Consider the following 22,413-nt stretch of genomic DNA (forward strand, 5'->3'; position numbering starts at 1 on the left):
GCAAATAGGCATATTATCATAAATGCTTCTGTCGTTGCCTATGAGAAATGTCTCCTTTTCGGAAAAAACGGGACAAATTGGGAACATTGCGGAGTTTTAAACGTATGAATTTTAGGGTAAAGAAAATATGAAGGACTCTATAATTATATAAAGTTAGGAATTTTCGCAATTGATTTTTCAGACAAAAAGTATTAAGATAAAGCATGATTTTATATTACTTAACCTAATAATGGAAATAACAAGAAACTAAATTGTCCGAATCTGTTCTTAAAACAGGGAGGGTAAATACCTAAAATGGAGAAATTCAAGTGGCCAAAGATACCGCTTATGGGTCTGGCTATTGTAATGCTTTGGCTAAAAACTTATATAGCTTACAAAACGGGCTTCGATATAACGATTGAAAATTGGAGACAGGAATTTATTTTGTTCATTAACCCGTTAAGCTTTTTACTGTTTATTTTTGGAATCAGTTTATTTTTAAAGGAAAAGAATCAAAATCGATATTTGTTATCCGCAAGCTTTCTTATCTCAGCTGTGTTATTTGCCAATGTAGCATTTTATCGGTTTTTTAATGACTTTTTAACGATTCCGGTACTTTTCCAGACGAGTAATATGAGCGATCTTGGCAGCAGTGTGAATGAGCTTTTAAATTTCACGGATATCCTTTATTTTGCGGATTTCTTTATTTTAGCGGCTTTGGTTGTTCTAAAGCCAGGGTTCGTATCCATGGCAAATCATTCTAAAGTAAATAGAAGAGCGTATTTTCTAACGGCAATAGCTATTTCCTTTCTAAATCTGGGATTAGCCGAAATTGAACGGCCGCAGCTTTTGACACGGACATTTGACCGCGAAATGCTTGTGAAGAATATCGGAACGTATAATTACCATATCTATGACGTATTTCTTCAGTCCAAATCATCCGCGCAAAGAGCGATGGCTGATGGAAGCGAGCTGGCGGATATTGACAACTATATTAGTGCAAATTATAAAAAGCCAGAAGATAAAATGTTCGGTATTGCACAAGGGAAAAATGTCATATTGGTCTCTATGGAGTCCATGCAGAACTTTGTCATCAATGAAAAAGTAAATGGTCAGGAAATTACACCATTTTTAAATGATTTTATAAAGGAAAGCTTCTATTTTGAGAACTTTTATCATCAGACGGCACAGGGGAAAACATCGGATTCAGAGTTTATTGTGGAAAATTCCCTATATCCATTAAGCCGCGGGGCTGTATTTTTTACCCACTCAGGAAATAAATATATGGCTACACCAGAAATTTTAAATAAATATGGCTATTTTACTGCCTCGCTTCATGCCAATAATAAAAGTTTTTGGAATCGTGATATGATGTATGAATCTTTGGGGTATCAGCGATTCTATTCATTGCCTGATTATGAGGTGGAAGAAGATAATTCCGTTGGCTGGGGTATGAAGGATATGGATTTCTTTGAGCAGTCCGTTGGTCATCTAAAGGAAATGCCAAAACCGTTTTACGCAAAATTTATTACGCTTACAAACCATTTTCCTTTTGAATTAAACGAAGAGGACCAGCTAATTGACCCTTATACTTCAAACGATAAAACGGTTAATAATTATTTTCCTACGGTCCGTTATACGGATGAAGCGCTGAAAAACTTTATCCAGCGGCTAAAGGAAGAAGGGCTATATGAGAATTCAATTATTATTTTATATGGCGATCATTATGGCATCTCCGAAAACCATAACAAGGCGATGGGTGAATTCTTAGGCAAAGAGGTTACACCATTTGTCAGCACGCAATTGCAAAGGGTCCCGCTGATTATTCATATTCCTGGAATGAAAGGGGAAACCATATCAACGGTTTCCGGACAAATTGATCTGAAGCCAACCATCCTGCACCTTCTAGGAATCAATACAAAAAATAATATCGAATTTGGAACAGACCTATTTTCCAATAATAAAATGGAATTTACTGTTTTACGGGATGGAAGCTTCATTACCAAAAACTATTTGTACACACGCGGCACTTGCTATGATAAGAAAACGGGAGAACCAGCAGATGCCAGTTCCTGTGAACCATATGTCGAAAAAGCAAAAACGGAACTGGATTACTCAGACAAAATTATCTATGGTGATTTATTGAGGTTTTACGAAGGTTCTGGCTTCGTTAGAACAAACGCTATCGGAACTGGCTTAAATATTGACAAACACTAATGTTATTAATAGAGCAGGCCATATTTAGGTCTGCTCCTTTTATGCATTTTTCCGCCGGTAATTTCATATTAATGAATGGATGAAAGGTGGGATAGAAATGAAAGTTCATGTGCGATCAGGGGACTCCTTATGGTATTACAGCAGACTTTTTATGATCCCTTTAAATCTTATCATTGATTCAAACCCTGGTTTGAATCCAAATAACCTAAATATTGGCCGGGAGGTTAACATCCCTGGCTTTAAAGTACAGACCTATACCATTAAAAAAGGAGATACATTTTGGAAGCTCAGTGAGGCAAGACATTTGTCTGTTGATGCCTTGCTTCTTTTAAATCAGCAAGTAAATCCTAACCAATTGCAGGCAGGAACAAAGATTCAGATTCCCGTACGAGTATTTTCTTCAGTTGTAAATGGCAAAAGAAGATATAATTTTGAAGCATTGTCCGCCGACATCAGCCAGCTTCAAGAGGTTTATCCATTTATAAAAGTGGAGACCATTGGAAAAAGCGTACTCGGAAAGCCTATACAAGAAATTAGATTTGGCAAAGGAACTAAAAAAGTTCACTTTGATGCCTCCTTTCACGCCAATGAATGGATTACCTCCGGGGTCCTTATGATGTTAGTCAATCAATTCCTCCTCTCACTTACCAATTCGATGCCTATCAGGGGTCTTCAGACCATGCCCCTTTACCAGGCAGTAGATCTCTCCATTGTGCCTATGGTCAATCCTGACGGAGTAGATCTTGTTATAGATGGCCCGCCAGCAGAGGTCAGGGAAGAGGTCATTAGAATAAACAAAGGCAGCACGGATTTTACCGGATGGAAAGCAAATATTAGAGGAGTAGATCTCAATAATCAATTTCCTGCCAAATGGGAGGTTGAAAAGGAACGGAAAGAAGAGAAGGAGCCGGCTCCAAGGGATTTCCCTGGTACTGCACCACTGACAGAGCCTGAGTCAATTGCCATGGCTAACCTTGCAAGGGAAAGACAATTTGATCGTTTGCTTGCTTTTCACACACAAGGAGAAGAATTTTACTGGGGCTATGAAGGCATGGAGCCGCCTGAATCAAGGGTGCTGGCCGCAGAATTTTCCAGAGTCAGCGGATATCAGTCTGTTCAATATATTGACAGCTATGCAGGATATAAGGATTGGTTTATTAAGGAATTCCGCCGCCCTGGCTTTACAATCGAGCTTGGCAAGGGGATTAATCCGCTGCCCTTATCACAGTTTGATGAAATATTTCAGAAAGTGCTTGGCATCTTTCTTGCAGCCATGTATGTTCAAGCTTCATAATGGAGTAAGTGAGCAGAAAAAGCCGTTGCCGGCTTTTTCTTTTTTCTATAGGCTGTGTAAAACCGTTGATTTGTAACGAGAGGCGTTTTGCGCGCATCATAAATTAACATTAACATTCATTAACACTCATTAACACAGTTTTACTTAAAAAATATGAATCATTTCTCGCGGACAAACGTATGTTAATTGAAGCAAAGGGGGGAACGTTTTGACGAGTATCAATCAAAATGAAAAGAAAAGGCATCTTTTTTTATGTCTTTTTCTCCTTATTTTTGTATTAGCCTCATGTTCTAATGAAAATCATTCTCGTAATCAGTCTGAAGCAGGACACCACGAAACGATTAATAAGAACAATGAGCCTTCTCCTGCCGCTGAAAAGGAACTAAAGACCCCGATTTCCATCGATAATGGAGAAATTCAAGAAGTGTGCGGGTGGCTGGATAATGAAACCATTCTTTACATGACCAGTACAGGACTTGGATCAAACATTTATACCTATGATATTTACAAGGGAGAAAGCAGCTTATTCTTTGCAAGCAAAGCACCAGCTGCTGCGGTTATTGTAAGTCCATCGGGTAAATATATTCTGGTCCAATCCGCTCCGTCAACGTATGAAGGAATACTGACCATCCTTAATACGGATGGAAAAGAAGTCATGACAGAAAGAATTCCCGCTGTTGAATTTAATATCGTGTGGAATCCATATGATGAAACCAGGCTATTTATCTCTGCTTTTTCAGAGGACTGGGAATTTACTTCCTATGAAATGAATATAGGGAAGAAGATCCTTGCACAATTGCCAATAAAAGAGCCGTTTGCTTATTGGACAGGTGAAAATGAGATGGTGTACTTATCATGGGAAAACCGGGATTTGGCACTGTTTGCACCGCTAATGAAATTTGAAGTTTCGACCCAAAGGGAAGAAAAGGTCATGGATGATATCTTTTATTTTAAAGCAGTAAAGGATGTAGTGATGGCTATCAGCATTCCAGAGGAGCCTGGGGATACAGCGCTTTATTCTTTTTTTGCAAACAGTTTGGGGAAAATAAGCGAGTGGTCTGTTCCTGTTTTAACAGAGTTTTCCGGATGGCTTGTTCCTTATTTTGATTTTGATGACCATGGCAGATTTTATTCCTTTCAGCCGCTTTACAGTGGAGAAGCAGATACATATATGGATCGCTTTCAGCTGATTTCATTCGAACCGGCAAATGGTGAAAGGAAAATCATTAATGATCAATTAGAAAATGAGCCCATAAGCTGTTCGCCAAATGGTAAACTATGCTTGTACGGTTTTTATTTTGAGAAAATCATTAATATGGAAACGAATCAAATCCTCCCGCTTACAGAGGAAATTACAGAAAAAGGGTGAATAAAATGGCAATCGTTGATGTAACGGTTATTCCAATTGGGACACAGACTCCAAGTGTCAGCACATATGTAGCAGATATTCAAAGAGTATTAAGGGAATATGAGAAAAAGGGACAAATTCGCTTTCAGCTTACACCAATGAATACAATCATTGAAGGGGAACTTCCTGTCTTATTTGAGGTCATTCAGGCCATGCATGAGGTCCCGTTTGAAAAGGGTCTGGCGCGAGTTGCAACAAATATACGGATTGATGACAGACGCGATATCAAAAGGAAGATGGAAGAAAAAGTTGAAACCGTACTGAGCCAATTAAACGAGGAATAAAAAAACCGGCATCATCTGCCGGTTTTTCTCTTAGTGTACTGCTGGGTATCCGCTGTTGATAAGCGTTAATAATGCAAATCCGCCGAAAATAACAACAGATCCTAGGCCAAATACAATCCCAAGAATATTTTTGTTTTTAAGTGCACTGATTAGACCAAATAATGCTAAAAGTGCAACTAGAGCAAAAATAATAACAAGACCCATTTATTAAGCCCCCTTTTTATCAGGTTAACTATATGTATCACCCTATTGTACATTCGTATCTATTCTATATTTTTTTACCGTGTTTGTCGAGGTCTAAAAATGACACTTCTTTGTCATTAGCGATATAGAATAAATTTTTTCATATGGCTGTGTTTGAGTACAGTATTGATTTAATCAGTTGATCTTCGCTGCAGGCACGTAGACTCCTGGGGGATCAGCGTTGAAGCGAGACCCCGCAGGAGCGTGGCTCCGAGGAGGCTCGCAAAACGCCCCCCGGAAAGCGAAGCGCCTGGAGCGGAAATCAACGGACATTTTATCAGATCTTTTCTTCAATAGGATTTGCCTTTTGCCGAAAAATTATTTTACTTGTTTGCGAAAGGGACATTTTCTTTTAAAGATGTAAACAAGTAGTGTAAAATATACCTAATCTATCCAACATCTGGAGGTGTTCGATTTGAAATGGATTCCAATTCCATTAGGACCTATACAAACAAACTGTTATATATTATCGGGGGAAAATAATCATTGTTTAATTTTCGATCCCGGTGAAGAAAGCGATAAGCTTACACAGTATATCAAAAAGAAATCATATAAGCCTTTGGCTATCGTCCTGACACATGCCCATTTCGACCATATTGGCGCTGTTGATGATATACGCAAGGCCTTTTCTATTCCAGTCTATATACATAAAAACGAAAAGAAATGGCTGCTGGATCCAGCCTTAAACGGGTCGGCAAAATATGAGATGATTCCAAATATCAGCTGTGAACCGGCAGATCATTTAATCATGGGAGAACAGGAAATGATCATTGGTGATTTCTCTTTTCAAATCTTTGAAACACCTGGCCATTCACCTGGGAGTCTGTCCTTTTACTTTAAAGAGGCAGGGCTTGTCATTGCAGGCGATGCCTTATTTAGCGGCAGCATTGGCCGCACAGATCTTCCTGGAGGAAATCACGAACAGCTTTTCAAAAGCATTCACGACAAGCTATTAACTCTACCAGAAGACACCATCGTCCTCCCAGGACATGGCCCAGCAACAACCATCGGACAAGAAATGGATAGTAATCCGTTTTTAAATGGGTTTTAAAATGTCGGATTTGAACTTTTCTGTTTTGACAACTTAGTTGGTTGGAGCGGAAGGGGCGAAGACTCCTGCGGGAGAAGGTGTCCAGTGGGAGACCCCGCAGGAACGAAGCCCCTGAAGCGGAGACCAACGGGTTGCATGCAGAAAATAGAAAAGCCCTTCTCAAAAAGAGAAGGGCTTTTCTGGGGGATGTTCTATTCATATAATGGGAGGGGATATAGTTAAGCTACTATCATTATAGTATAAAAAAGTTTACACTATGTCAATAGTGCAAATAAAAAAAGGAGTTTCATATGATACATTTTTTAAAAGAATACATTTCTCAAACTCCATCAAACATGATCAGCTATGCCGAATATATCGAATTGGCCCTCTACCATCCTGAATATGGCTACTACATGAACGACAAGATGAAAATCGGCCGGGAAGGTGATTTTATCACCACAAGCAATATCTCTGACATCTACGGAAGACTCATAGCCAAATGGTATATAAAAATGGCAGAAAAATATGAGCTCCCCTATGCTGTGTGCGAAATTGGCGCAGGAAGCGGCCGTTTTTCAAAAGCATTTTTAGATCAATGGAATAAGCTTACATCCCAACCAGTTCATTACTATATTGCAGAACGAAGCCCCTATCACCGAGAATTGCAAAAACAGGCGCAAATGAATGTCCGCCAGATTAACAGCCTAGATGAATTAAAAAATTTTCAAGGCTTGATTTTTTCCAATGAATTATTTGATGCCTTCCCAGTTCATGTCATTGAAAAGCAGAACCAGCAGTGGATGGAGGCAATGATTACAGTTGAAAGTAATCAGCTGAAAGAAAAGCTTGTACCTTTAAAAAATAACGAAATTCTTACTTTTTTAAGTGAAAGCGGACTCCAGATACGAAACGGCCAGCGGATAGAGATTCCTCTGCAAATGGAGAATATGCTTATGAAAATCTCTGATGTCCTTATCAGGGGAATGGTACTTACAGTCGATTACGGCTATACAAACGATGAATGGATGCATTCTAGCAGGAGAGAGGGCAGCCTGCGCGGGTATTACAAGCATCAGCAGATCAATAATGTTCTTCAACATCCTGGTGAGATGGACATCACCAGTCATGTCCATTTTGATTCACTCATAAAAATAGGGCAAAAAAATGGTTTAGATTTCTTGAACAAGTGGAGACAGGATGAATTTTTCCTGTCAGCGGGAATTCTCGAGGAACTGCAGGATCACTATGATCCAAATCCGTTTTCAGAGGTTAGTAAAAGAAACCGGGCTATCCGCAGCTTAGTCATCCCATCAGGAATAAGCGCTTTCTTTCATGTCATTTTGCAGGGGAAAGGGCTGTAAAATAAAAAAGCGCATGGGGCAGAAAAGCCGCAGCGCTTTTTTATTATGTAGCCTTTAGTGTTAATGGCCTGCTCCTGGAACCATCATAAATGTGGTCCAGTAGGTAAAACCAACGAAGAAAACGGTCAAATATGCTGCAAAAACATGCAGATACATGCGTTCAGAAAGCTTTAAGTAGCTTAAAAGCAGGAAAAATCCTGTTTGACCGAAGAAGATTAAAGACGTTGTATACATGTCACCAACATAAAACATGACGGCAAATATACCTGTCCAGAATCCGCAAACTCTAAACATACGGTCCATATGTATCCCTCCTTTTGCGATGACAGTACATCATTTCATATTATAAGTGAATTGAAGCTGAAAAGTAAATAACTCTTTAAAAGAACCCTTCAGCTTCTTAATTTAGCATGCCCAATTTTGTCTAATTTGTGAAGACGGCTTTATACATACAGGATTCACAGCCCTGCATCATATTTTCTCTTTCAACTAATTCAACGGTACCATATAGAGCTTCAAACATTCCTTTTAAATATTCAAAATGCATATTGCAGACAGATTCAGAATGTTCATTAGCGATTTCCTTAAAAGGACAGTTATATATTTGAAAATAAACCTTTGACTTGTCCTCGTTCACTTCAAATTCAGGCTGAAAACCTGACATAACTGATGCCTGGCGAATAATATTCAGCTTTTGCTCGAAAGTCATTTCTTCGCCAAAATGAGAAGTTCTCTTTACTTCCTGGTCAATTAATTCCCGGCCAAATCTTTTTCCTGTTTCATACAAGGCCTGCTTCGCCGGTTCGCCTAAGGAAAGAAGGGTCTGCATCGTAATTTTCGCTAATAGCTGATAATCCCTGAAAGGAAAGTGAAGCTGAATGACATCATCTGATAAACGATACAGCCTGCTTGGTCTGCCGCCCTTTCCTGTCTTCTGTGTTTCAGAAACCAGCATGTGAACATCTTCAAGCTTAGTGAGATGCAGTCTTGCAACGTTTGGATGGATTTCAAACTGGTCAGCAATTTCCTGCACGGTTACTTCTTTATGTTTATTTGTAATATATTGATAAATATAATAACGGGTTGGATCGGACAAAACACTTGTAATTTTTAATGTTTGTTCCATTAAATTCACCTCGGACTCATATTAGTACCATTATAATATATAAAAGTAAGACGTTAACATCGCATTCATAGATTGTTAATAAAATGTTCACATCTTTATTACTATATAAAAGTCAAAAACAGTGTTCAACGGTTATATTTTGGTAAATTTTTTGTTGATTGGAGTAAAGCTCCCGGATCGGAAATCAAAAGTATGCTCCGCTTGTAAAAATTTTAAAAAAATTGCCGAAAAAAGAAGGAGTTTATCTAATCTTGTCGAAATATTCTTTATTCCAAAAAAAGGTGGTGCTATGTTCAGTTGAACTCAATTGAAAATCTAGCTGAACGAATCATTAAAGATGCTGTAAGAAATCACGCCTCAGATATCCACATTGTTCCCCGCAGAAGCGACACACTTATACAGCTTCGCCTCTCCAACAAGCTTGTTCCAAGGCTTTACCTGCCTAAAGAAGAATGCGGCAGATTAATCTCCCATTTTAAATTCACAGCCTCTATGGATATTGGCGAAAAGCGGCGTCCGCAAAGCGGTGCATACTCCTGTTTAGTCGATGGCCAAATGATAGGACTTCGATTTTCAACTCTTCCCTCCAGTTACAATGAAAGCCTTGTTATCAGAATTCTCCCGCAGCAGGAACAAATCCCATTCTTCCAAATCTCTCTTTTTCCCGATATGACCCGAAAATTACTTGCATTATTAAAGCATGCCCACGGATTGGCCATATTTACTGGACCGACTGGCTCAGGAAAAACTACGACCCTCTATTCTCTTTTAAATGAAACCTCCCATATGTTTAACCGCAACGTTATTACTCTTGAAGATCCCATTGAAAAAGTGAATGATATGGTTTTACAAGTTCAGGTTAATGAAAAAGCCGGTGTTTCATATGCAGCAGGTCTTAAGGCTATTTTGCGGCATGATCCAGATATTATTATGGTCGGGGAAATCAGAGATGCGGAAACGGCGAAAATTGCTGTTAGGGCTGCTCTGACTGGACACTTAGTATTAAGCACAATGCATACGAGGGATGCAAAGGGCGCGATTTATCGCTTAACTGAATTTGGTGTTAATTGGCAGGAAATTGAACAAACACTAGTGGCAGTCTCTGCGCAAAGACTCGTGGAATTAGAGTGTCCTTTCTGTAAAGGGGAATGTTCCCCCTATTGCGGAAGCTACGGCAGATGGAAGAGAGCCAGTGTGTTTGAGCTTCTTTCTGGAAGGGCACTGATTGCCGCCATGAAAGAGGCCAGGGGAGTCCAAGCATACTCAAAATACCGGACGTTAAAGGAGGTCATAAGAAAAGGGATAGCACTAGGCTATATAAAAGAAACAGAATATGACCGGTGGGTGCTTGATGATGCAAAAGAATAAATGGAGCATTCAGGAGCAAAGCCAATTTTTAAAAAGAACAGGGGAGCTGCTTGCAAGAGGATATCCTTTATCTGAAGCGATTGAGTCGCTTGTTTTTCAGCTTCCGGCTAAAAAGCGAAAGAAGGTGAGCCAATGTCTGGCTGATTTAAAAGAGGGGTATCCCTTTTATCAAATATTAACGAAATTACATTTTCATGAGCACCTGATTGGCTATGTTTATTTTGCTGAGCAGCATGGCGGGCTTGCCGAAGCCTTTCGGGAGGGAAGCGAGATGATGCAAAAAAGGGGAAAGGACCTTGAAAGGCTGCAAAAAGCTCTTGTTTATCCCTTGTTTCTCATTTTAATAACGGCCATACTATTTTTATTTGTCGAAAATATCATCCTGCCGAGGTTTTCCACACTATTTTTATCCATGAAGCTAAAGGCTAATTTTTTTACCGAGGTAGTCTACTTTTTTGGGGAGGTGATGCCATTTCTTTTAGCTGCAGCAGGTCTGGTTTGCTTGCTGATTTTTATCTTCTATTTCTTCCTTTTCCGGCGCATGCCGCAGTTCAGGCAAAAAGCCATTCTTGTTTCAATTCCGCTGATTGGCTCCTTTTTAAGATTGTTTTACACCCACTATTTTTCCGTACAGATGAGTTATTTATTGGCTGGGGGACTGTCTATCCACGAAGCCCTCAGCTTATTTGAAAAAAACAATAAACAGGCGCTGTATAAAGAGCTTGGAACAGAAACGAAAAACGGCTTGCGCAAAGGAGAGAAGCTGGAGGATATTTTATTAAATTTTTCGTTCTTGGAGCGTGAACTGGCGCGGATTATTAGCCATGGACAGAAAAACGGCAAGCTGGACCAAGAGCTGTATTTTTTTGGAAGACATTGTCTGCAGCTGTTCGAAGAAAAGACAGAAAAAATGCTGAAGACTGTGCAGCCTGGTTTATATCTCGTCATTGGATTTTTAATTGTTTCCATGTATTTAGCTGTATTATTGCCGATGTTTCATTTATTGGAGGGGATTTGATCATGAAATACTTAAAAAGTGAAAAGGGATTCACACTGATTGAAATGATGATTGTCCTGCTCGTCATTTCAGTTTTGCTAATCATTACCATTCCGAATGTAACTAAGCATAATTCGAAAATAAACGATAAGGGCTGCCAAGCTTTTGTGAAAATGGTCCAAGCTCAGGTCCAGGCATATGAGATGGATAAGCATAGTCTTCCAGCGGATATACAGGCATTAGTTGCTGAAGGTTACCTGAATGATGGTGAAAATTCCTGTCCAAACGGAGATGCTGTACAAATCTCCGCAGAAGGAGTTGTTTCTTCAGCTGCTGCTGAACCAGAAGTGCCTGCAGATGGAGCGGCATCCTAGTAATGAAAAGCTCAGAAGGCGGATTTACTCTGCTTGAATCCATGTTTGTTCTTAGCGTATTCCTCATCATTGCCTCGTTTTCTGCCTTTCTGCTGAAGCCTCAATTTTTATTCCTAGAAAGACAGCAATTTATTTCACAGCTTAAGGCGGATATTTTATTTGCTCAAAACTATGCCATTTCCCATCAGACGGAGGTGATTATACAAATCCGGCCGGAGGTGAATTCCTATTATATGAAAGAAAGATCGAAGGATAATCTTATCCTTAATCGCCAAATACCTGATTCTATCACTTTTCGCGAAGGAACGATGTCGCTATATATACAATTTCTTGCTGATGGAAATGTTACGAAGTTTGGGACTTTTTACGTCATTTCCGGCAAGAAAAGCTACCGTTTCACCTTTTTAATTGGAAAGGGAAGATTTTATGTGGAAGAGGAATGATGGTTTTTTTTTAACAGAGATGCTGCTGACGTTAGCAGCCTGGCTGATAATTGCAGGGGTAATTTTTCCTCTGATTATTCAAGCTGCCAATCATGCAATGCTAGTAAGGCAGGAATATGAGGCGACGAAAATATTATATGAGAAACTATCTGAGGCAAAATTAGCCGGGGGCATGCCTGGCAGTGAAACAATTGTGATGGAACAAACAGCCTATGACATAACACAAGGAAATGGGGCAGGGGAGGTTTGTGTAACTTATGAGGATCTACTTGGAAAACCAAAGCAAAAATGTGAGCTATATCAATAATAAAGGATTCACGATGCTGGAAATGCTTTATGCATTTTCGATATTTCTGTTATTTGCATCATTCTTTCCGCTCAGCATGCGATACCTTCTGCAGCATGATGATTTGGAAGCAAGATCAAAAGTGCTAGAGTGGAATGTTTTTATGAACCAGCTGAAAAAAGAACTAAGAATGGCAGAATCCTTTCAAGTGCTATCAGGTGAAAGAATAACATTAAATAAAAGCGGACAGGTCATTTTGTATGAAAAAAATGGAACAAATATTAGAAGGAGAGTAGATGCCAAGGGGCATGAGATTGTCTTTCAGGCAGTTGACACTGTTCATTTTGAAAATATCAATAATGGTGTGAAGCTGACGGTGAGGGACGTGTATGACCAGCAGCTGACTGCTTCTTTGTATTCTTATGTCCAGCCGGAGGAAGCAAATGCTCCATAATCAAAAGGGCTTTACCTATCCGCTTACCTTTTGCATAATAATTATCGCTATTTTCGTTCTTTCCCTGCAGCTGGAACAATTTTTGACAGAGAAACAATTCTTTAAGGAATCGGAAAAACTTCTGCAGCAAGACTTCTATTTCCTAAGCTCGTTGAAGCAAGTAGAAGAGAAATTTAATATTGAGGAAGAGGAGCTCCCCACTGGAACGATTCAATATAAATACGGAGATGTATCATATAGTACAACAAAGCTTTCCGACACAGTTTTCAAAGTTAGCTTTACGCTGAAAATGGATCAATTCCCGCAGATAATAGGAACAGGTTATTACGACAAAGCGGAAGGGAAAATGACCAAATGGGCGGAAAAGAACTGAAGATTGTTTAAATCTTCCAAAGGATGGGCATACTGGAAGATGAAGAAAAATTCTAGGTGGCGTTCATGAAATCAAACGATTATATCAAATATATCACCCAAACCGTTGTCCAGTATATTGACCAGCCCAAGGATGAACGAAAAAAACAGCGATTGGAAAAAAAGCAAATGAAAGAGCCATTCTTAACCAAATGGTTCGGCGTCGTTCCATTTGCCCTTTACTCTACCATCCATTCCATTAATAAAACGAAAAGAAAAAAGTACAGAAAAACCGGCCATTGAGCCGGTTTTTCTTTTGCGCATAAAGCACCGGGGGACAGGCCCCCGATGCTTTACAGTATCACCGCGCTGGGGGACAGGCCCCCGATGCTTTACAGTATCACCGCGCTGGGGGACAGGCCCCCAGTGCTTTAAAGCTATGCAGTAATTGTGTTTTCTGTCAGGTAAAACAATCCGCCGTTAACAATAGATATATTAATTTTTGGCTCATAAAGCTCCTGCAAAGCGGTTTTCTCAATTTCATAGCTTTCGCCCTTTTCTTCCAAATCCTCATAAAAATGCTCCAATAAGTCGGAATCCTTTTTCCAGCGGGTTCGGGCCTCTTGTGCCCAAGTGTGATCCTCAGCGCTAATTTCATTTTTTAGGAAGTTTTCAACTCTGGCAATCCCGCTTTTCGGCATAATTAAGGGTGAAATGGTAAAAGAGAAATCAGGGATTTTTGGCGTCAGCTTTAACTTCTGCAGCTTATCGTGGAATTCATCCACCATCTGTCCATTAATTAATTGCAGTCCAATCGAACGAAACACATCTCGTTTTCTATCGCACTGGTAGGAAATCCTTAGGTTCAAGCCAAGCCATGGCCGAAGCGGCATTTGGTTTCCATGGTTCTGTCCGGTATCTTCATATAAACGAATATAGCCGGCAAGCTTTTTTGCCGATTGAAAAATCTGATGAAGGCGAGGAGAACCAAAATGAATGATTTCCCCTTTGATATTGTCAGGCGCAAGCTTTGGATTGGTAATGAGTGTCAGCTTCATCGGATTTGGCACTCCGCCAGTAGATTCTAAGTAATGCCAGTAAAAGGGCCGGTTCATCAGTTCTTTATCCAATTCAATACTTAATTGCACGGTTAAATAGCCTTGCTGATTTTCAACGATCTCACAACTATTGGCCAGAAAAAACCTTTCAAGAAAACGATGAATTTCCTGTTGCTGCATTCATTTCACCTTCTCTAATTTCCTCAGCAAATTGAATCATTGCTGTTAAATTATCCATTTTAATTTTCATTTCGCCTGCAGTTGATGATTGGCCGAAAATATCGGCGAGATGGTCCTCAATATTGCCAAAATCAAGCCTCGTAAGAATTTCATCCAAATCGCCGATGACCTTTTCAAAAAGATTTATTTTCTCATATAAAAGCTTTAATATATGCTCTTCAACCGTATTTTTCGTAGCGAAATTATAGATCATGACGTCCTTTTCCTGTCCAAGGCGATGGATACGGCCAATTCTTTGTTCAAGCCGCATCGGATTCCAGGGTAGGTCAAAATTAATAATATGATTGCAGAACTGAAGGTTAATCCCTTCACCGCCGGCTTCCGTAGCAATAAGAACCTGAACATTTTTCTGAAATAACTCTTTCATCCAATCTTTTTTCCCTCTTTTAAACCCGCCCCGAAATGGAACAGAGGAAATTCCATGCTGTTTTAAGTACCATTGCAGATACATTTGTGTGGCCCGGTATTCAGTAAAAATAATAACCTTATCATTGATTTGTTTGATTAGTTCCAGTGCTTTTTCAGCCTTTGAATTTTGCTTTACGGCTTCAACCTTGGATACCAAAAATTGAATTTGTTCCTTGAACTGTTCCGATGGTTCTTCTTTGCGCTCAAGCATATTTTTCAGTGTAAAATAAACGGCCTCCCTGCTGCTGCATGCTTCACGCTGCAGAGTCATCACGGAGAATTGGCTTGTATTAATCGAGCCCCATTCACCATCACTGCGAAGATTGGATACAGCTTCGTATAGTTCCCTTTCTTCTTTGGAAAACTCAATAGGGCATGTTTCGACCTTTCTTTTTGTCCACTCGATCCCTGTATCAGCTCGGCGGTTGCGGATCATTACCTTATTTACAAGCGTCTTTAAATGTTCATCATCATCTAAAGACCGGGAATCTTTTTTATATTTCTCATAAAAAGCTGATTCTGTTCCTAAATGGCCAGGTTTTAATAAAGAAACAAGGTTAAAGATCTCGCTTACCCTGTTCTGAATCGGGGTTGCAGTCAATAGGAGACAGAATTTCTTTTTTAAATTTTGTACAAACTCGTAGTTTTTGGTTTTGTTATTTTTTAGTTTATGAGCCTCATCAATTATGACCAAATCATAATCCTGCTTATAAATGATTTCCCTATGCGGTTCCCGCTTGGCAGTATCAATCGAAGATACGACAACGTCACAGCTTTCCCACACATAGCTTTTTCTTTGGGTAACAGCCGGGATAAAGAACTTGGAATTTAATTCGATTGCCCATTGTGTAACAAGTGATGCAGGCACTAAAATTAATACCTTTTTTACAAGCCCGCGAATCATATATTCCTTTAAAATCAAGCCTGCTTCAATCGTTTTGCCAAGACCAACCTCATCGGCAAGGATGGCTTTTCCATTCATATTTTCTACGACCTGCTTGGCCACTTCAAGCTGATGCGGCAAAGGTGTCAAGCCGGACAGGTGCTTTGGAGCCTGCAGTCCCTCAAATTCAGGAATGGTTGTATGGGTTTCAACCTCTACTGCTAATTTAAACAGCTCCCAGGGGGCCCATGGCCCGTCATCGCTAATTCTTGTGAGAAACTCCTCCTGCCAGGAAGAATCGAAATTTATTTGCACCGTCATAAGAACAGCCCCTTTAAATGTGTAACTGGTTGCAAAAATTTAAGGTTATATTTAACGTTTTTTTATAGTAGATTAACCATTGCCGAAATACATTTATAATGGTAGGATAATTGTAGCTTTGAAAGTTTTGAAATTTGCCAATACCGTTTTATTTGAAATGTGTACTGTTTATATTTTCACCTTGGTTTAACAACGGATCTAAAGCAATTCGCAATATGAATAATTGGAGCAATTTTAACGTCATTTTTGTTTAGTATGAACCAACTTGGAAAAATTTATAAATGCGGATGATAATAAGGGGAGAGACTGCATATGTGGCGCCGAAGGAGCAAGCAAACTTAAGGTTTGTGAATCTCTCAGGCAAAAGAACCCTTATTGGACGTAGCTCTGGAGAGTGCCCGCTATTGGGCCACCCACGGGGAAAGCCGTTTACGGTTAAACTTTCAGGTGCAAGGACAGAGATCTTCTCAATTCATGAGGGGGTTCTCTGTCCTTTTTTGTTTGATTCAGCATTATAAAGGTGAATTTCAAAACTTTTATTCAGGAATAAAAAGGGGGACGAGTAAATGTCACAGTTAAAACGCACACCATTATTTGATGTTTATAAGGAATATGGCGCAAAGACAATTGACTTCGGAGGCTGGGATCTGCCTGTACAGTTTTCAAGCATTAAAGAAGAACATGAAGCCGTACGTACTAGAGCGGGATTGTTCGATGTATCCCATATGGGAGAAATTGAAGTGAAAGGTCCAGACAGCCTTTCCTACCTGCAAAAGATGATGACAAATGACATCTCAAAATTAAAGGTTTCAGGTGCCCAGTATACAGCAATGTGCTATGAAAATGGCGGGACTGTTGACGATTTGCTTGTCTATCAATTAGCTGAGAATCATTATTTGCTGGTTGTTAATGCATCCAATATCGAAAAAGACTATAAGTGGCTTGAAGACCATTTAGAAGGCGATGTTGAAATCAAAAATCTTTCTGATGAAACTGCACAGGTTGCCCTTCAAGGACCATTGGCTGAAAAGGTGCTTCAAAAACTTGCAGGTGATACGAACCTTGCAGAAATCGGATTTTTTAAATTTCAGCAGGATGTTGATCTGAATGGCAAAAAGGCTCTTGTTTCCCGAACAGGCTATACAGGTGAAGATGGCTTCGAAGTATACTGTGATGCGAATGATGTCGTTTCCATTTGGAAGGATATATTAGAAGCGGGACAGGACGAAGGTGTGATTCCAGCAGGCTTAGGAGCACGTGATACCTTGCGCTTTGAAGCAAATCTTGTCCTTTATGGCCAGGAGCTTTCACCGGAAATATCACCGCTTGAAGCAGGTATTGGATTTGCTGTTAAAGTGAAAAAAGAGGCAGATTTTATTGGAAAAGAAGCCCTTTTACAGCAAAAAGAAAATGGCCCTGCAAGAAAACTTGTTGGCATTGAAATGATTGACCGCGGAATTCCGCGCCATGGCTATCCGGTTTATAAAGGAGAAGAGCTGATAGGTGAAGTGACAACAGGCACCCAGTCGCCAACTTTAAAGAAAAATATCGGTTTAGCCCTGTTAAAATCAGATTACACAGAGCTTGGAACAGAAGTTGAAGTAGAGGTCCGCGGCAAACGGCTTAAAGCAGTTACAGCAGCAACGCCTTTTTATAAAAGATCTAAGTAAGAGGGGGACAAAAACTCATGAAACATCGCTATTTACCGATGACAGAAGCAGATACAAAAGAAATGCTTGCCACAATCGGTGTCAATTCAATCGATGAACTATTCAGTGATATTCCTGAAAGCGTCAGATTCAAAGGGGAATATAACATCAAGCCTGCAGCAACAGAGACAGCCCTGTTAAAAGAGCTTACTCAAATGGCGCAAAAAAACGCTGATCTAAGAAGCAATACTTCCTTCTTAGGCGCTGGTGTTTACGATCACTACATGCCAGTGATTGTTGACCATGTTTTATCCCGTTCTGAATTTTATACAGCCTATACACCATACCAGCCAGAAATTTCCCAAGGGGAGCTTCAGGCAATCTTTGAATTCCAGACAATGATTTGTGAATTAACCGGTATGGATGTAGCTAACTCTTCCATGTATGATGGCGGAACTGCTTTGGCTGAAGCTGCTATGCTAAGTGCAGGGCAAACACGCCGGAAAAAGATTCTTTTATCCAGTGCTGTCCACCCTGAGTCCAAGGAAGTTGTAAAAACATATGCAAAAGGACAGTACATTGAGGTTGTTGAAGTTCCTCATAAGGATGGGGTAACTGATATTGATGCCCTTAAGGATTTAATTGGCGACGATATTGCTGCAGTTATTGTTCAATATCCAAACTTCTTTGGAAGAATTGAACCATTAAAGGAATTAGAAGAAATCATCCATGCACATAAATCTATGTTTGTGGTTTCCAGCAATCCGCTATCACTTGGTGCATTGACTCCTCCTGGAAAATTTGGGGCTGACATCGTTGTCGGCGATGCGCAAGTTTTTGGTATTCCAACAGCATTCGGCGGCCCGCACTGCGGTTATTTTGCTGTAACTAACAAGCTTTTAAGAAAAGTTCCTGGACGTCTTGTCGGACAAACGGTTGATGAAGAAGGACGCCGCGGATTTGTATTGACATTGCAAGCGCGTGAACAGCATATCCGCCGCGATAAAGCGACATCCAACATCTGTTCAAACCAAGCACTTAATGCATTAGCTGCATCTGTAGCCATGACAGCTCTTGGCAAAAAAGGCGTGAAGGAAATGGCAGCAAGCAATATTCAAAAGGCCAATTATGCAAAGAATCAATTCAAGCAAAACGGCTTTGAAATTGCTTTCGAAGGTCCATCCTTTAACGAATTCGTTGTTAAACTAAATGCGCCTGTTAAGGAAGTTAATCAACAGCTTCTTAATAAAGGCATCATTGGCGGCTATGACTTAGGACGCGATTTTTCAGATTTGCAGAACCATATGCTTGTAGCTGTAACAGAGCTAAGAACAAAAGAAGAAATCGATACATTTGTTAAAGAAATGGGGGAGTACCATGCATAAGGACGATCAGGCACTCATTTTTGAAATAAGCAAACCTGGACGCATCGGTTATAGCCTCCCGGAAATGGATGTTCCGGAAACGGATCTTAATGAACTGATCCCAGCAGGATATTTACGGGAAGAGGACGCAGACCTTCCTGAAGTAGCTGAACTTGATATTATGCGTCATTATACAGCTCTTTCCAACAGAAACCATGGTGTGGATTCAGGCTTCTATCCATTAGGTTCCTGTACAATGAAATACAATCCAAAAATTAATGAGAATGTGGCAAGATTCCCTGGATTTGCCCATGTGCACCCATTACAGGATGAAAGCTCTGTCCAAGGGGCAATGGAGCTTCTATATGATCTTCAAGAGCATTTGAAGGAAATCACTGGTATGGATCAGGTGACACTTCAGCCGGCTGCAGGGGCACACGGCGAATGGACAGGATTAATGATGATTCGCGCTTACCATGAAGCAAACGGCGACCTTAAGCGTACAAAAGTCATCGTTCCAGACTCTGCTCACGGTACAAATCCTGCTTCAGCATCTGTTGCTGGATTTGAAACAATTACGGTTAAATCGAATGAAAAAGGTCTAGTAGACTTGGAAGATTTAAGACGTGTAGTGGGCGAAGACACTGCTGCCCTTATGCTGACAAATCCAAACACGCTTGGTCTTTTTGAAGAAGAGATTCTAGAAATGACAGAGATTATTCATGGTGCAGGCGGAAAGGTTTACTATGATGGAGCAAACCTAAATGCCGTTATGTCTAAAGCTCGTCCTGGAGATATGGGATTTGACGTCGTTCACCTCAATCTTCATAAAACCTTCACTGGACCGCACGGCGGAGGCGGACCTGGTTCTGGACCAGTTGGCGTAAAATCTGATCTAGTGCCGTTCCTGCCAAAACCAGTGTTGACTAAGCAAGGCGACAGCTATGTATTTGATTATGATCGTCCGCAATCAATCGGCCGTGTGAAGCCTTATTATGGAAACTTCGGCATCAATGTCCGTGCGTATACGTATATCCGCTCAATGGGTCCTGATGGCTTGAAGGCTGTTACAGAATATGCTGTATTAAATGCAAACTACATGATGAGAAGACTGCAGGATGCCTACGATCTTCCATTTGACAGACATTGTAAGCACGAGTTCGTATTAAGCGGAAAACGCCAAAAGAAACTTGGTGTGCGTACGCTCGATATTGCAAAGCGCCTGTTAGACTTTGGCTACCATCCGCCAACCATCTACTTCCCGCTTAATGTGGAAGAGTGTATCATGATCGAACCTACTGAAACAGAATCAAAAGAAACACTGGATGCATTCTGCGATGCCATGCTGCAAATTGCTAAAGAAGCAGAAGAAAATCCAGAAATCGTTCAAGAAGCTCCACACAACACAGTAATCAAACGTCTTGACGAAACTCTGGCAGCACGCAAGCCAGTCCTGCGCTACCAAAAACAATAAGTGGACAGAGGTCCTTTGTCCTGTTTTCTCCAGCTATGCAAACGGGTCAGTGGGTTAAACCATTGTCCCGTTTTTTTACTATCAGGATAAGGGGTGCACAGCACCTAACTATTAATTGGCAGTAAAAAAAGACCTCTCAAAATGAGAGGCCTTTTTATATCGCTTGCTATTTTACTTCCTTTTGATTTTTCCTGACCATTTTTTAAAGCCGCCCTGCAGTTGAGAAAGGTCTTTGTAGCCTTTACGATGCAGAAATTGTGCAGCCCTTCCGCTTCTCATACCGCTTTGACAATATAAGTAGACTGGCTTGTCCGGGCGAAGCTCAGTTAGCCGCATTTTCATCTGCGAAAGCGGGATATTGCGCGCCCCAAGGATATGTCCTGCTTCGAACTCATTTGGTTCGCGGACATCAATTAATTGTGCTTTGCGGTATCCTTCACGGAATTGATCTTCAGTTAAGGTTTTGACAATCCTTTTCTGATACAGCCACATGATAATAGAATAAACAGCAAGGGCTCCTAAGATAATTAGCAGGAAATATAGTGTGTTCAATTTTAGTCTTTCTCCTTTCACGCTTAACTAAGCCAATTCTATTATATAAGTCATCATCCGCATGAGTAAAGGAATTCGGACAAATTTTTCATGATAGCCTGAAATGAGAATCCTTTGAAATTTGGCTGATTTTTGGTAGACTTAAACACAGGATTAATCTATTGGAAAAAGAGGTTTTTAAAATTATGGCAAAAGAAGTTTGGCGTTTTATTGATTCAGGGGCAGGTTCCCCTTCATTTAATATGGCTTTGGATGAAGCCTTGCTTAATTGGAACAGTGAAGGAAAAATACCTCCCACTATCCGTTTTTATACATGGAATCCAGCAACACTCTCCATTGGATACTTTCAGAAGGCTGAAAAGGAGATAGATTTGGAAGCTGTTAAGAAGCATGGACTAGGCTTTGTCCGCCGGCCAACCGGGGGCAGGGGTGTACTCCATGAGCATGAACTTACATATAGTGTCATCGTTTCTGAAGACCATCCGGAGATGCCCGAAACGGTCACAGAAGCATACCGCGTCATTTCTGAAGGGATTCTCAAAGGATTCCAACATTTAGGCTTGGAAGCGTATTTTGCGGTGCCGCGGACGGCTGAAGAGAGAGAGGCGCTGAAAAGCCCAAGATCTGCCGTTTGTTTTGATGCCCCAAGCTGGTATGAGCTAGTTGTAGAAGGCAGAAAAGTGGCAGGAAGTGCACAGACACGGCAAAAAGGAGTGATTCTGCAGCATGGAGCCATCTTGCTCGATCTTGAGGAGGACAAGCTTTTCAGTCTATTTAAATATCCGAATGATCGCGTAAAGGAACGGATGCAAAGGGCCTTTAAAAATAAAGCAGTGGCGATCAATGAATTAACCAATAATCCAGTTACTCTTGAACAGGCAAAAGTGGCTTTTAAAAAAGGCTTTGAAGACGGCCTTAACATCGAATTGCAGCCATACGAACTTACAGCAGAAGAACTTGAATACGTCAACAAAATTGCAAAAGAACGCTACGAAAACGACGAATGGAACTTCAAAAGATAACTGGGCAGCGGGAGATTCTTCGCATGCTTGCCAATGGCAAAACAGCCAAAGAAATATCTGCATCTTTATTTCTATCACAAGGCACGGTAAGAAACTACATGTCTGAAATTATAAGCAAGCTTCATGTGAAAAATCGCATTGAAGCCATAAGCACTGCAGAGGAAAAAGGGTGGATATAAGGGGAGAGTAGCAAAAAAAGCGGCATTACGCCGCTTTTTTTCGTA

The 22,413-nt window shown here is 40.4% G+C and carries 24 protein-coding genes, 1 pseudogene and 2 riboswitches; of the genes and pseudogenes, 19 read left to right on the forward strand and 6 right to left on the reverse strand.

The genetic code is table 11. The features are described from left to right. Positions 1-294 precede the first annotated feature (294 nt). From AC1Q59_RS10815 to AC1Q59_RS10830, 4 genes are all read left to right on the forward strand, one after another. Positions 295-2,196: an LTA synthase family protein gene (locus tag AC1Q59_RS10815; protein WP_492365838.1), complete on the forward strand. Its 1,902-nt coding sequence runs from the start codon at positions 295-297 to the stop codon at positions 2,194-2,196. Positions 2,197-2,293: 97 nt separating this feature from the next. Next, positions 2,294-3,490 (forward strand): M14 family metallopeptidase, encoded by a 1,197-nt coding sequence (locus tag AC1Q59_RS10820; protein ID WP_492365839.1) that lies wholly within the window; start codon positions 2,294-2,296, stop codon positions 3,488-3,490. 208 nt (positions 3,491-3,698) lie between these two features. Next, positions 3,699-4,859, forward strand: a complete 1,161-nt coding sequence (locus AC1Q59_RS10825) for a YqgU-like beta propeller domain-containing protein (RefSeq protein WP_492365840.1) — start codon at positions 3,699-3,701, stop codon at positions 4,857-4,859. 5 nt (positions 4,860-4,864) lie between these two features. Beyond that, positions 4,865-5,182 (forward strand): MTH1187 family thiamine-binding protein, encoded by a 318-nt coding sequence (locus AC1Q59_RS10830; RefSeq protein WP_492365841.1) that lies wholly within the window; start codon positions 4,865-4,867, stop codon positions 5,180-5,182. A gap of 30 nt (positions 5,183-5,212) precedes the next feature. Here AC1Q59_RS10830 and AC1Q59_RS10835 read toward each other — a convergent pair whose 3' ends face one another. After that, positions 5,213-5,386, reverse strand: a complete 174-nt coding sequence (locus tag AC1Q59_RS10835; protein ID WP_492365842.1) for a DUF2759 domain-containing protein — start codon at positions 5,384-5,386, stop codon at positions 5,213-5,215. Between the two features lie 454 nt (positions 5,387-5,840). Between AC1Q59_RS10835 and AC1Q59_RS10840 the strand changes: the two genes are divergently transcribed. Next, complete coding sequence (locus AC1Q59_RS10840; protein WP_492365843.1) at positions 5,841-6,476, forward strand: MBL fold metallo-hydrolase; 636 nt, start codon at positions 5,841-5,843, stop codon at positions 6,474-6,476. Between the two features lie 290 nt (positions 6,477-6,766). Next, positions 6,767-7,819 (forward strand): class I SAM-dependent methyltransferase, encoded by a 1,053-nt coding sequence (locus AC1Q59_RS10845; RefSeq protein ID WP_492365844.1) that lies wholly within the window; start codon positions 6,767-6,769, stop codon positions 7,817-7,819. 60 nt (positions 7,820-7,879) lie between these two features. Here the strand turns inward: AC1Q59_RS10845 and AC1Q59_RS10850 are convergent, their stop codons facing one another. Together AC1Q59_RS10850 and AC1Q59_RS10855 are read right to left on the reverse strand one after the other, a co-directional pair. After that, positions 7,880-8,122: a DUF2626 domain-containing protein gene (locus AC1Q59_RS10850; RefSeq protein WP_492365845.1), complete on the reverse strand. Its 243-nt coding sequence runs from the start codon at positions 8,120-8,122 to the stop codon at positions 7,880-7,882. A 121-nt stretch (positions 8,123-8,243) separates the two neighbouring features. Continuing rightward, positions 8,244-8,945, reverse strand: coding sequence for a helix-turn-helix transcriptional regulator (locus tag AC1Q59_RS10855; RefSeq protein WP_492365846.1), 702 nt, complete (start codon positions 8,943-8,945; stop codon positions 8,244-8,246). 297 nt (positions 8,946-9,242) lie between these two features. Between AC1Q59_RS10855 and comGA the strand changes: the two genes are divergently transcribed. From comGA to AC1Q59_RS10895, 8 genes are all read left to right on the forward strand, one after another. Beyond that, on the forward strand, positions 9,243-10,313 hold the full coding sequence (gene comGA, locus AC1Q59_RS10860) for a competence type IV pilus ATPase ComGA (protein ID WP_492365847.1): 1,071 nt from the start codon (positions 9,243-9,245) through the stop codon (positions 10,311-10,313). After that, positions 10,297-11,331 (forward strand): competence type IV pilus assembly protein ComGB, encoded by a 1,035-nt coding sequence (comGB, locus tag AC1Q59_RS10865; protein WP_492365848.1) that lies wholly within the window; start codon positions 10,297-10,299, stop codon positions 11,329-11,331. The genes comGA and comGB overlap by 17 nt, the downstream gene beginning before the upstream one ends. A gap of 2 nt (positions 11,332-11,333) precedes the next feature. Beyond that, a complete protein-coding gene (gene comGC, locus AC1Q59_RS10870; RefSeq protein ID WP_492365849.1) occupies positions 11,334-11,684 on the forward strand; it encodes a competence type IV pilus major pilin ComGC in 351 nt (116 codons plus the stop codon). A 2-nt stretch (positions 11,685-11,686) separates the two neighbouring features. Further along, the gene (comGD, locus tag AC1Q59_RS10875) at positions 11,687-12,127 is read left to right on the forward strand and encodes a competence type IV pilus minor pilin ComGD (RefSeq protein ID WP_492365850.1); all 441 of its coding nucleotides are present in this window, start codon (positions 11,687-11,689) and stop codon (positions 12,125-12,127) included. Continuing rightward, positions 12,111-12,434 carry a phosphatase gene (locus AC1Q59_RS10880; protein WP_492365851.1) on the forward strand — a complete coding sequence of 108 codons (324 nt, stop codon included), beginning with the start codon at positions 12,111-12,113 and terminating at the stop codon, positions 12,432-12,434. The genes comGD and AC1Q59_RS10880 overlap by 17 nt, the downstream gene beginning before the upstream one ends. Further along, entirely contained in the window at positions 12,385-12,867 is a 483-nt protein-coding gene (comGF, locus tag AC1Q59_RS10885) for a competence type IV pilus minor pilin ComGF (RefSeq protein WP_492365852.1), read from the forward strand. Before AC1Q59_RS10880 ends, comGF begins: the two co-directional genes overlap by 50 nt. Continuing rightward, the gene (comGG, locus tag AC1Q59_RS10890; protein WP_492365853.1) at positions 12,857-13,240 is read left to right on the forward strand and encodes a competence type IV pilus minor pilin ComGG; all 384 of its coding nucleotides are present in this window, start codon (positions 12,857-12,859) and stop codon (positions 13,238-13,240) included. The genes comGF and comGG overlap by 11 nt, the downstream gene beginning before the upstream one ends. A 65-nt stretch (positions 13,241-13,305) precedes the next feature. Further along, a complete protein-coding gene (locus tag AC1Q59_RS10895) occupies positions 13,306-13,521 on the forward strand; it encodes a YqzE family protein (protein WP_492365854.1) in 216 nt (71 codons plus the stop codon). 134 nt (positions 13,522-13,655) lie between these two features. Here the strand turns inward: AC1Q59_RS10895 and AC1Q59_RS10900 are convergent, their stop codons facing one another. Then, a complete protein-coding gene (locus tag AC1Q59_RS10900) occupies positions 13,656-14,456 on the reverse strand; it encodes a YqhG family protein (RefSeq protein WP_492365855.1) in 801 nt (266 codons plus the stop codon). Beyond that, positions 14,425-16,128, reverse strand: a complete 1,704-nt coding sequence (locus AC1Q59_RS10905) for a DEAD/DEAH box helicase (protein WP_492365856.1) — start codon at positions 16,126-16,128, stop codon at positions 14,425-14,427. The genes AC1Q59_RS10900 and AC1Q59_RS10905 overlap by 32 nt, the downstream gene beginning before the upstream one ends. Before the next feature lie 287 nt (positions 16,129-16,415). After that, positions 16,416-16,510: riboswitch (glycine riboswitch) on the forward strand. Positions 16,511-16,513: 3 nt separating this feature from the next. Further along, a riboswitch (glycine riboswitch) is annotated at positions 16,514-16,589 on the forward strand. A 105-nt stretch (positions 16,590-16,694) separates the two neighbouring features. On the opposite strand from AC1Q59_RS10905, the gene gcvT reads away from it, so the two are divergent. From gcvT to gcvPB, 3 genes are read left to right on the forward strand one after another with little or no spacing between them, the layout of a single operon-like run. Further along, complete coding sequence (gene gcvT / locus AC1Q59_RS10910; protein WP_492365857.1) at positions 16,695-17,798, forward strand: glycine cleavage system aminomethyltransferase GcvT; 1,104 nt, start codon at positions 16,695-16,697, stop codon at positions 17,796-17,798. Positions 17,799-17,815: 17 nt separating this feature from the next. Then, a complete protein-coding gene (gene gcvPA, locus AC1Q59_RS10915) occupies positions 17,816-19,162 on the forward strand; it encodes an aminomethyl-transferring glycine dehydrogenase subunit GcvPA (RefSeq protein WP_492365858.1) in 1,347 nt (448 codons plus the stop codon). Continuing rightward, positions 19,155-20,615 (forward strand): aminomethyl-transferring glycine dehydrogenase subunit GcvPB, encoded by a 1,461-nt coding sequence (gcvPB, locus tag AC1Q59_RS10920; protein WP_492365859.1) that lies wholly within the window; start codon positions 19,155-19,157, stop codon positions 20,613-20,615. Before gcvPA ends, gcvPB begins: the two co-directional genes overlap by 8 nt. Before the next feature lie 171 nt (positions 20,616-20,786). Here the strand turns inward: gcvPB and AC1Q59_RS10925 are convergent, their stop codons facing one another. Then, entirely contained in the window at positions 20,787-21,167 is a 381-nt protein-coding gene (locus AC1Q59_RS10925; protein WP_492365860.1) for a rhodanese-like domain-containing protein, read from the reverse strand. A gap of 185 nt (positions 21,168-21,352) precedes the next feature. Here AC1Q59_RS10925 and AC1Q59_RS10930 point away from each other — a divergent pair, with 185 nt between their 5' ends. Together AC1Q59_RS10930 and AC1Q59_RS10935 are read left to right on the forward strand one after the other, a co-directional pair. Then, on the forward strand, positions 21,353-22,189 hold the full coding sequence (locus tag AC1Q59_RS10930) for a lipoate--protein ligase family protein (RefSeq protein ID WP_492365861.1): 837 nt from the start codon (positions 21,353-21,355) through the stop codon (positions 22,187-22,189). A 17-nt stretch (positions 22,190-22,206) separates the two neighbouring features. Then, a pseudogene (locus tag AC1Q59_RS10935) lies at positions 22,207-22,368 on the forward strand (response regulator transcription factor); the annotation flags it as partial. Positions 22,369-22,413 lie beyond the last annotated feature (45 nt).

This window comes from Cytobacillus sp. MT66 (assembly GCF_058792595.1).

Coding starts and splice junctions, on each gene's coding strand:
- AC1Q59_RS10820 (WP_492365839.1), top strand. CDS start 2,294: ATGAAAGTTCATGTGCGATCAGGGGACTCCTTATGGTATTACAGCAGA.
- AC1Q59_RS10830 (WP_492365841.1), top strand. CDS start 4,865: ATGGCAATCGTTGATGTAACGGTTATTCCAATTGGGACACAGACTCCA.
- AC1Q59_RS10930 (WP_492365861.1), top strand. CDS start 21,353: ATGGCAAAAGAAGTTTGGCGTTTTATTGATTCAGGGGCAGGTTCCCCT.
- AC1Q59_RS10835 (WP_492365842.1), bottom strand. CDS start 5,386: ATGGGTCTTGTTATTATTTTTGCTCTAGTTGCACTTTTAGCATTATTT.
- comGF (WP_492365852.1), top strand. CDS start 12,385: ATGAGGATCTACTTGGAAAACCAAAGCAAAAATGTGAGCTATATCAAT.
- AC1Q59_RS10905 (WP_492365856.1), bottom strand. CDS start 16,128: ATGACGGTGCAAATAAATTTCGATTCTTCCTGGCAGGAGGAGTTTCTC.
- comGG (WP_492365853.1), top strand. CDS start 12,857: ATGCTCCATAATCAAAAGGGCTTTACCTATCCGCTTACCTTTTGCATA.
- comGD (WP_492365850.1), top strand. CDS start 11,687: ATGAAAAGCTCAGAAGGCGGATTTACTCTGCTTGAATCCATGTTTGTT.
- AC1Q59_RS10880 (WP_492365851.1), top strand. CDS start 12,111: ATGTGGAAGAGGAATGATGGTTTTTTTTTAACAGAGATGCTGCTGACG.
- AC1Q59_RS10895 (WP_492365854.1), top strand. CDS start 13,306: ATGAAATCAAACGATTATATCAAATATATCACCCAAACCGTTGTCCAG.
- AC1Q59_RS10850 (WP_492365845.1), bottom strand. CDS start 8,122: ATGGACCGTATGTTTAGAGTTTGCGGATTCTGGACAGGTATATTTGCC.
- AC1Q59_RS10855 (WP_492365846.1), bottom strand. CDS start 8,945: ATGGAACAAACATTAAAAATTACAAGTGTTTTGTCCGATCCAACCCGT.
- gcvT (WP_492365857.1), top strand. CDS start 16,695: ATGTCACAGTTAAAACGCACACCATTATTTGATGTTTATAAGGAATAT.
- comGB (WP_492365848.1), top strand. CDS start 10,297: ATGATGCAAAAGAATAAATGGAGCATTCAGGAGCAAAGCCAATTTTTA.
- comGC (WP_492365849.1), top strand. CDS start 11,334: ATGAAATACTTAAAAAGTGAAAAGGGATTCACACTGATTGAAATGATG.
- AC1Q59_RS10815 (WP_492365838.1), top strand. CDS start 295: ATGGAGAAATTCAAGTGGCCAAAGATACCGCTTATGGGTCTGGCTATT.
- gcvPA (WP_492365858.1), top strand. CDS start 17,816: ATGAAACATCGCTATTTACCGATGACAGAAGCAGATACAAAAGAAATG.
- gcvPB (WP_492365859.1), top strand. CDS start 19,155: ATGCATAAGGACGATCAGGCACTCATTTTTGAAATAAGCAAACCTGGA.
- AC1Q59_RS10845 (WP_492365844.1), top strand. CDS start 6,767: ATGATACATTTTTTAAAAGAATACATTTCTCAAACTCCATCAAACATG.
- AC1Q59_RS10900 (WP_492365855.1), bottom strand. CDS start 14,456: ATGCAGCAACAGGAAATTCATCGTTTTCTTGAAAGGTTTTTTCTGGCC.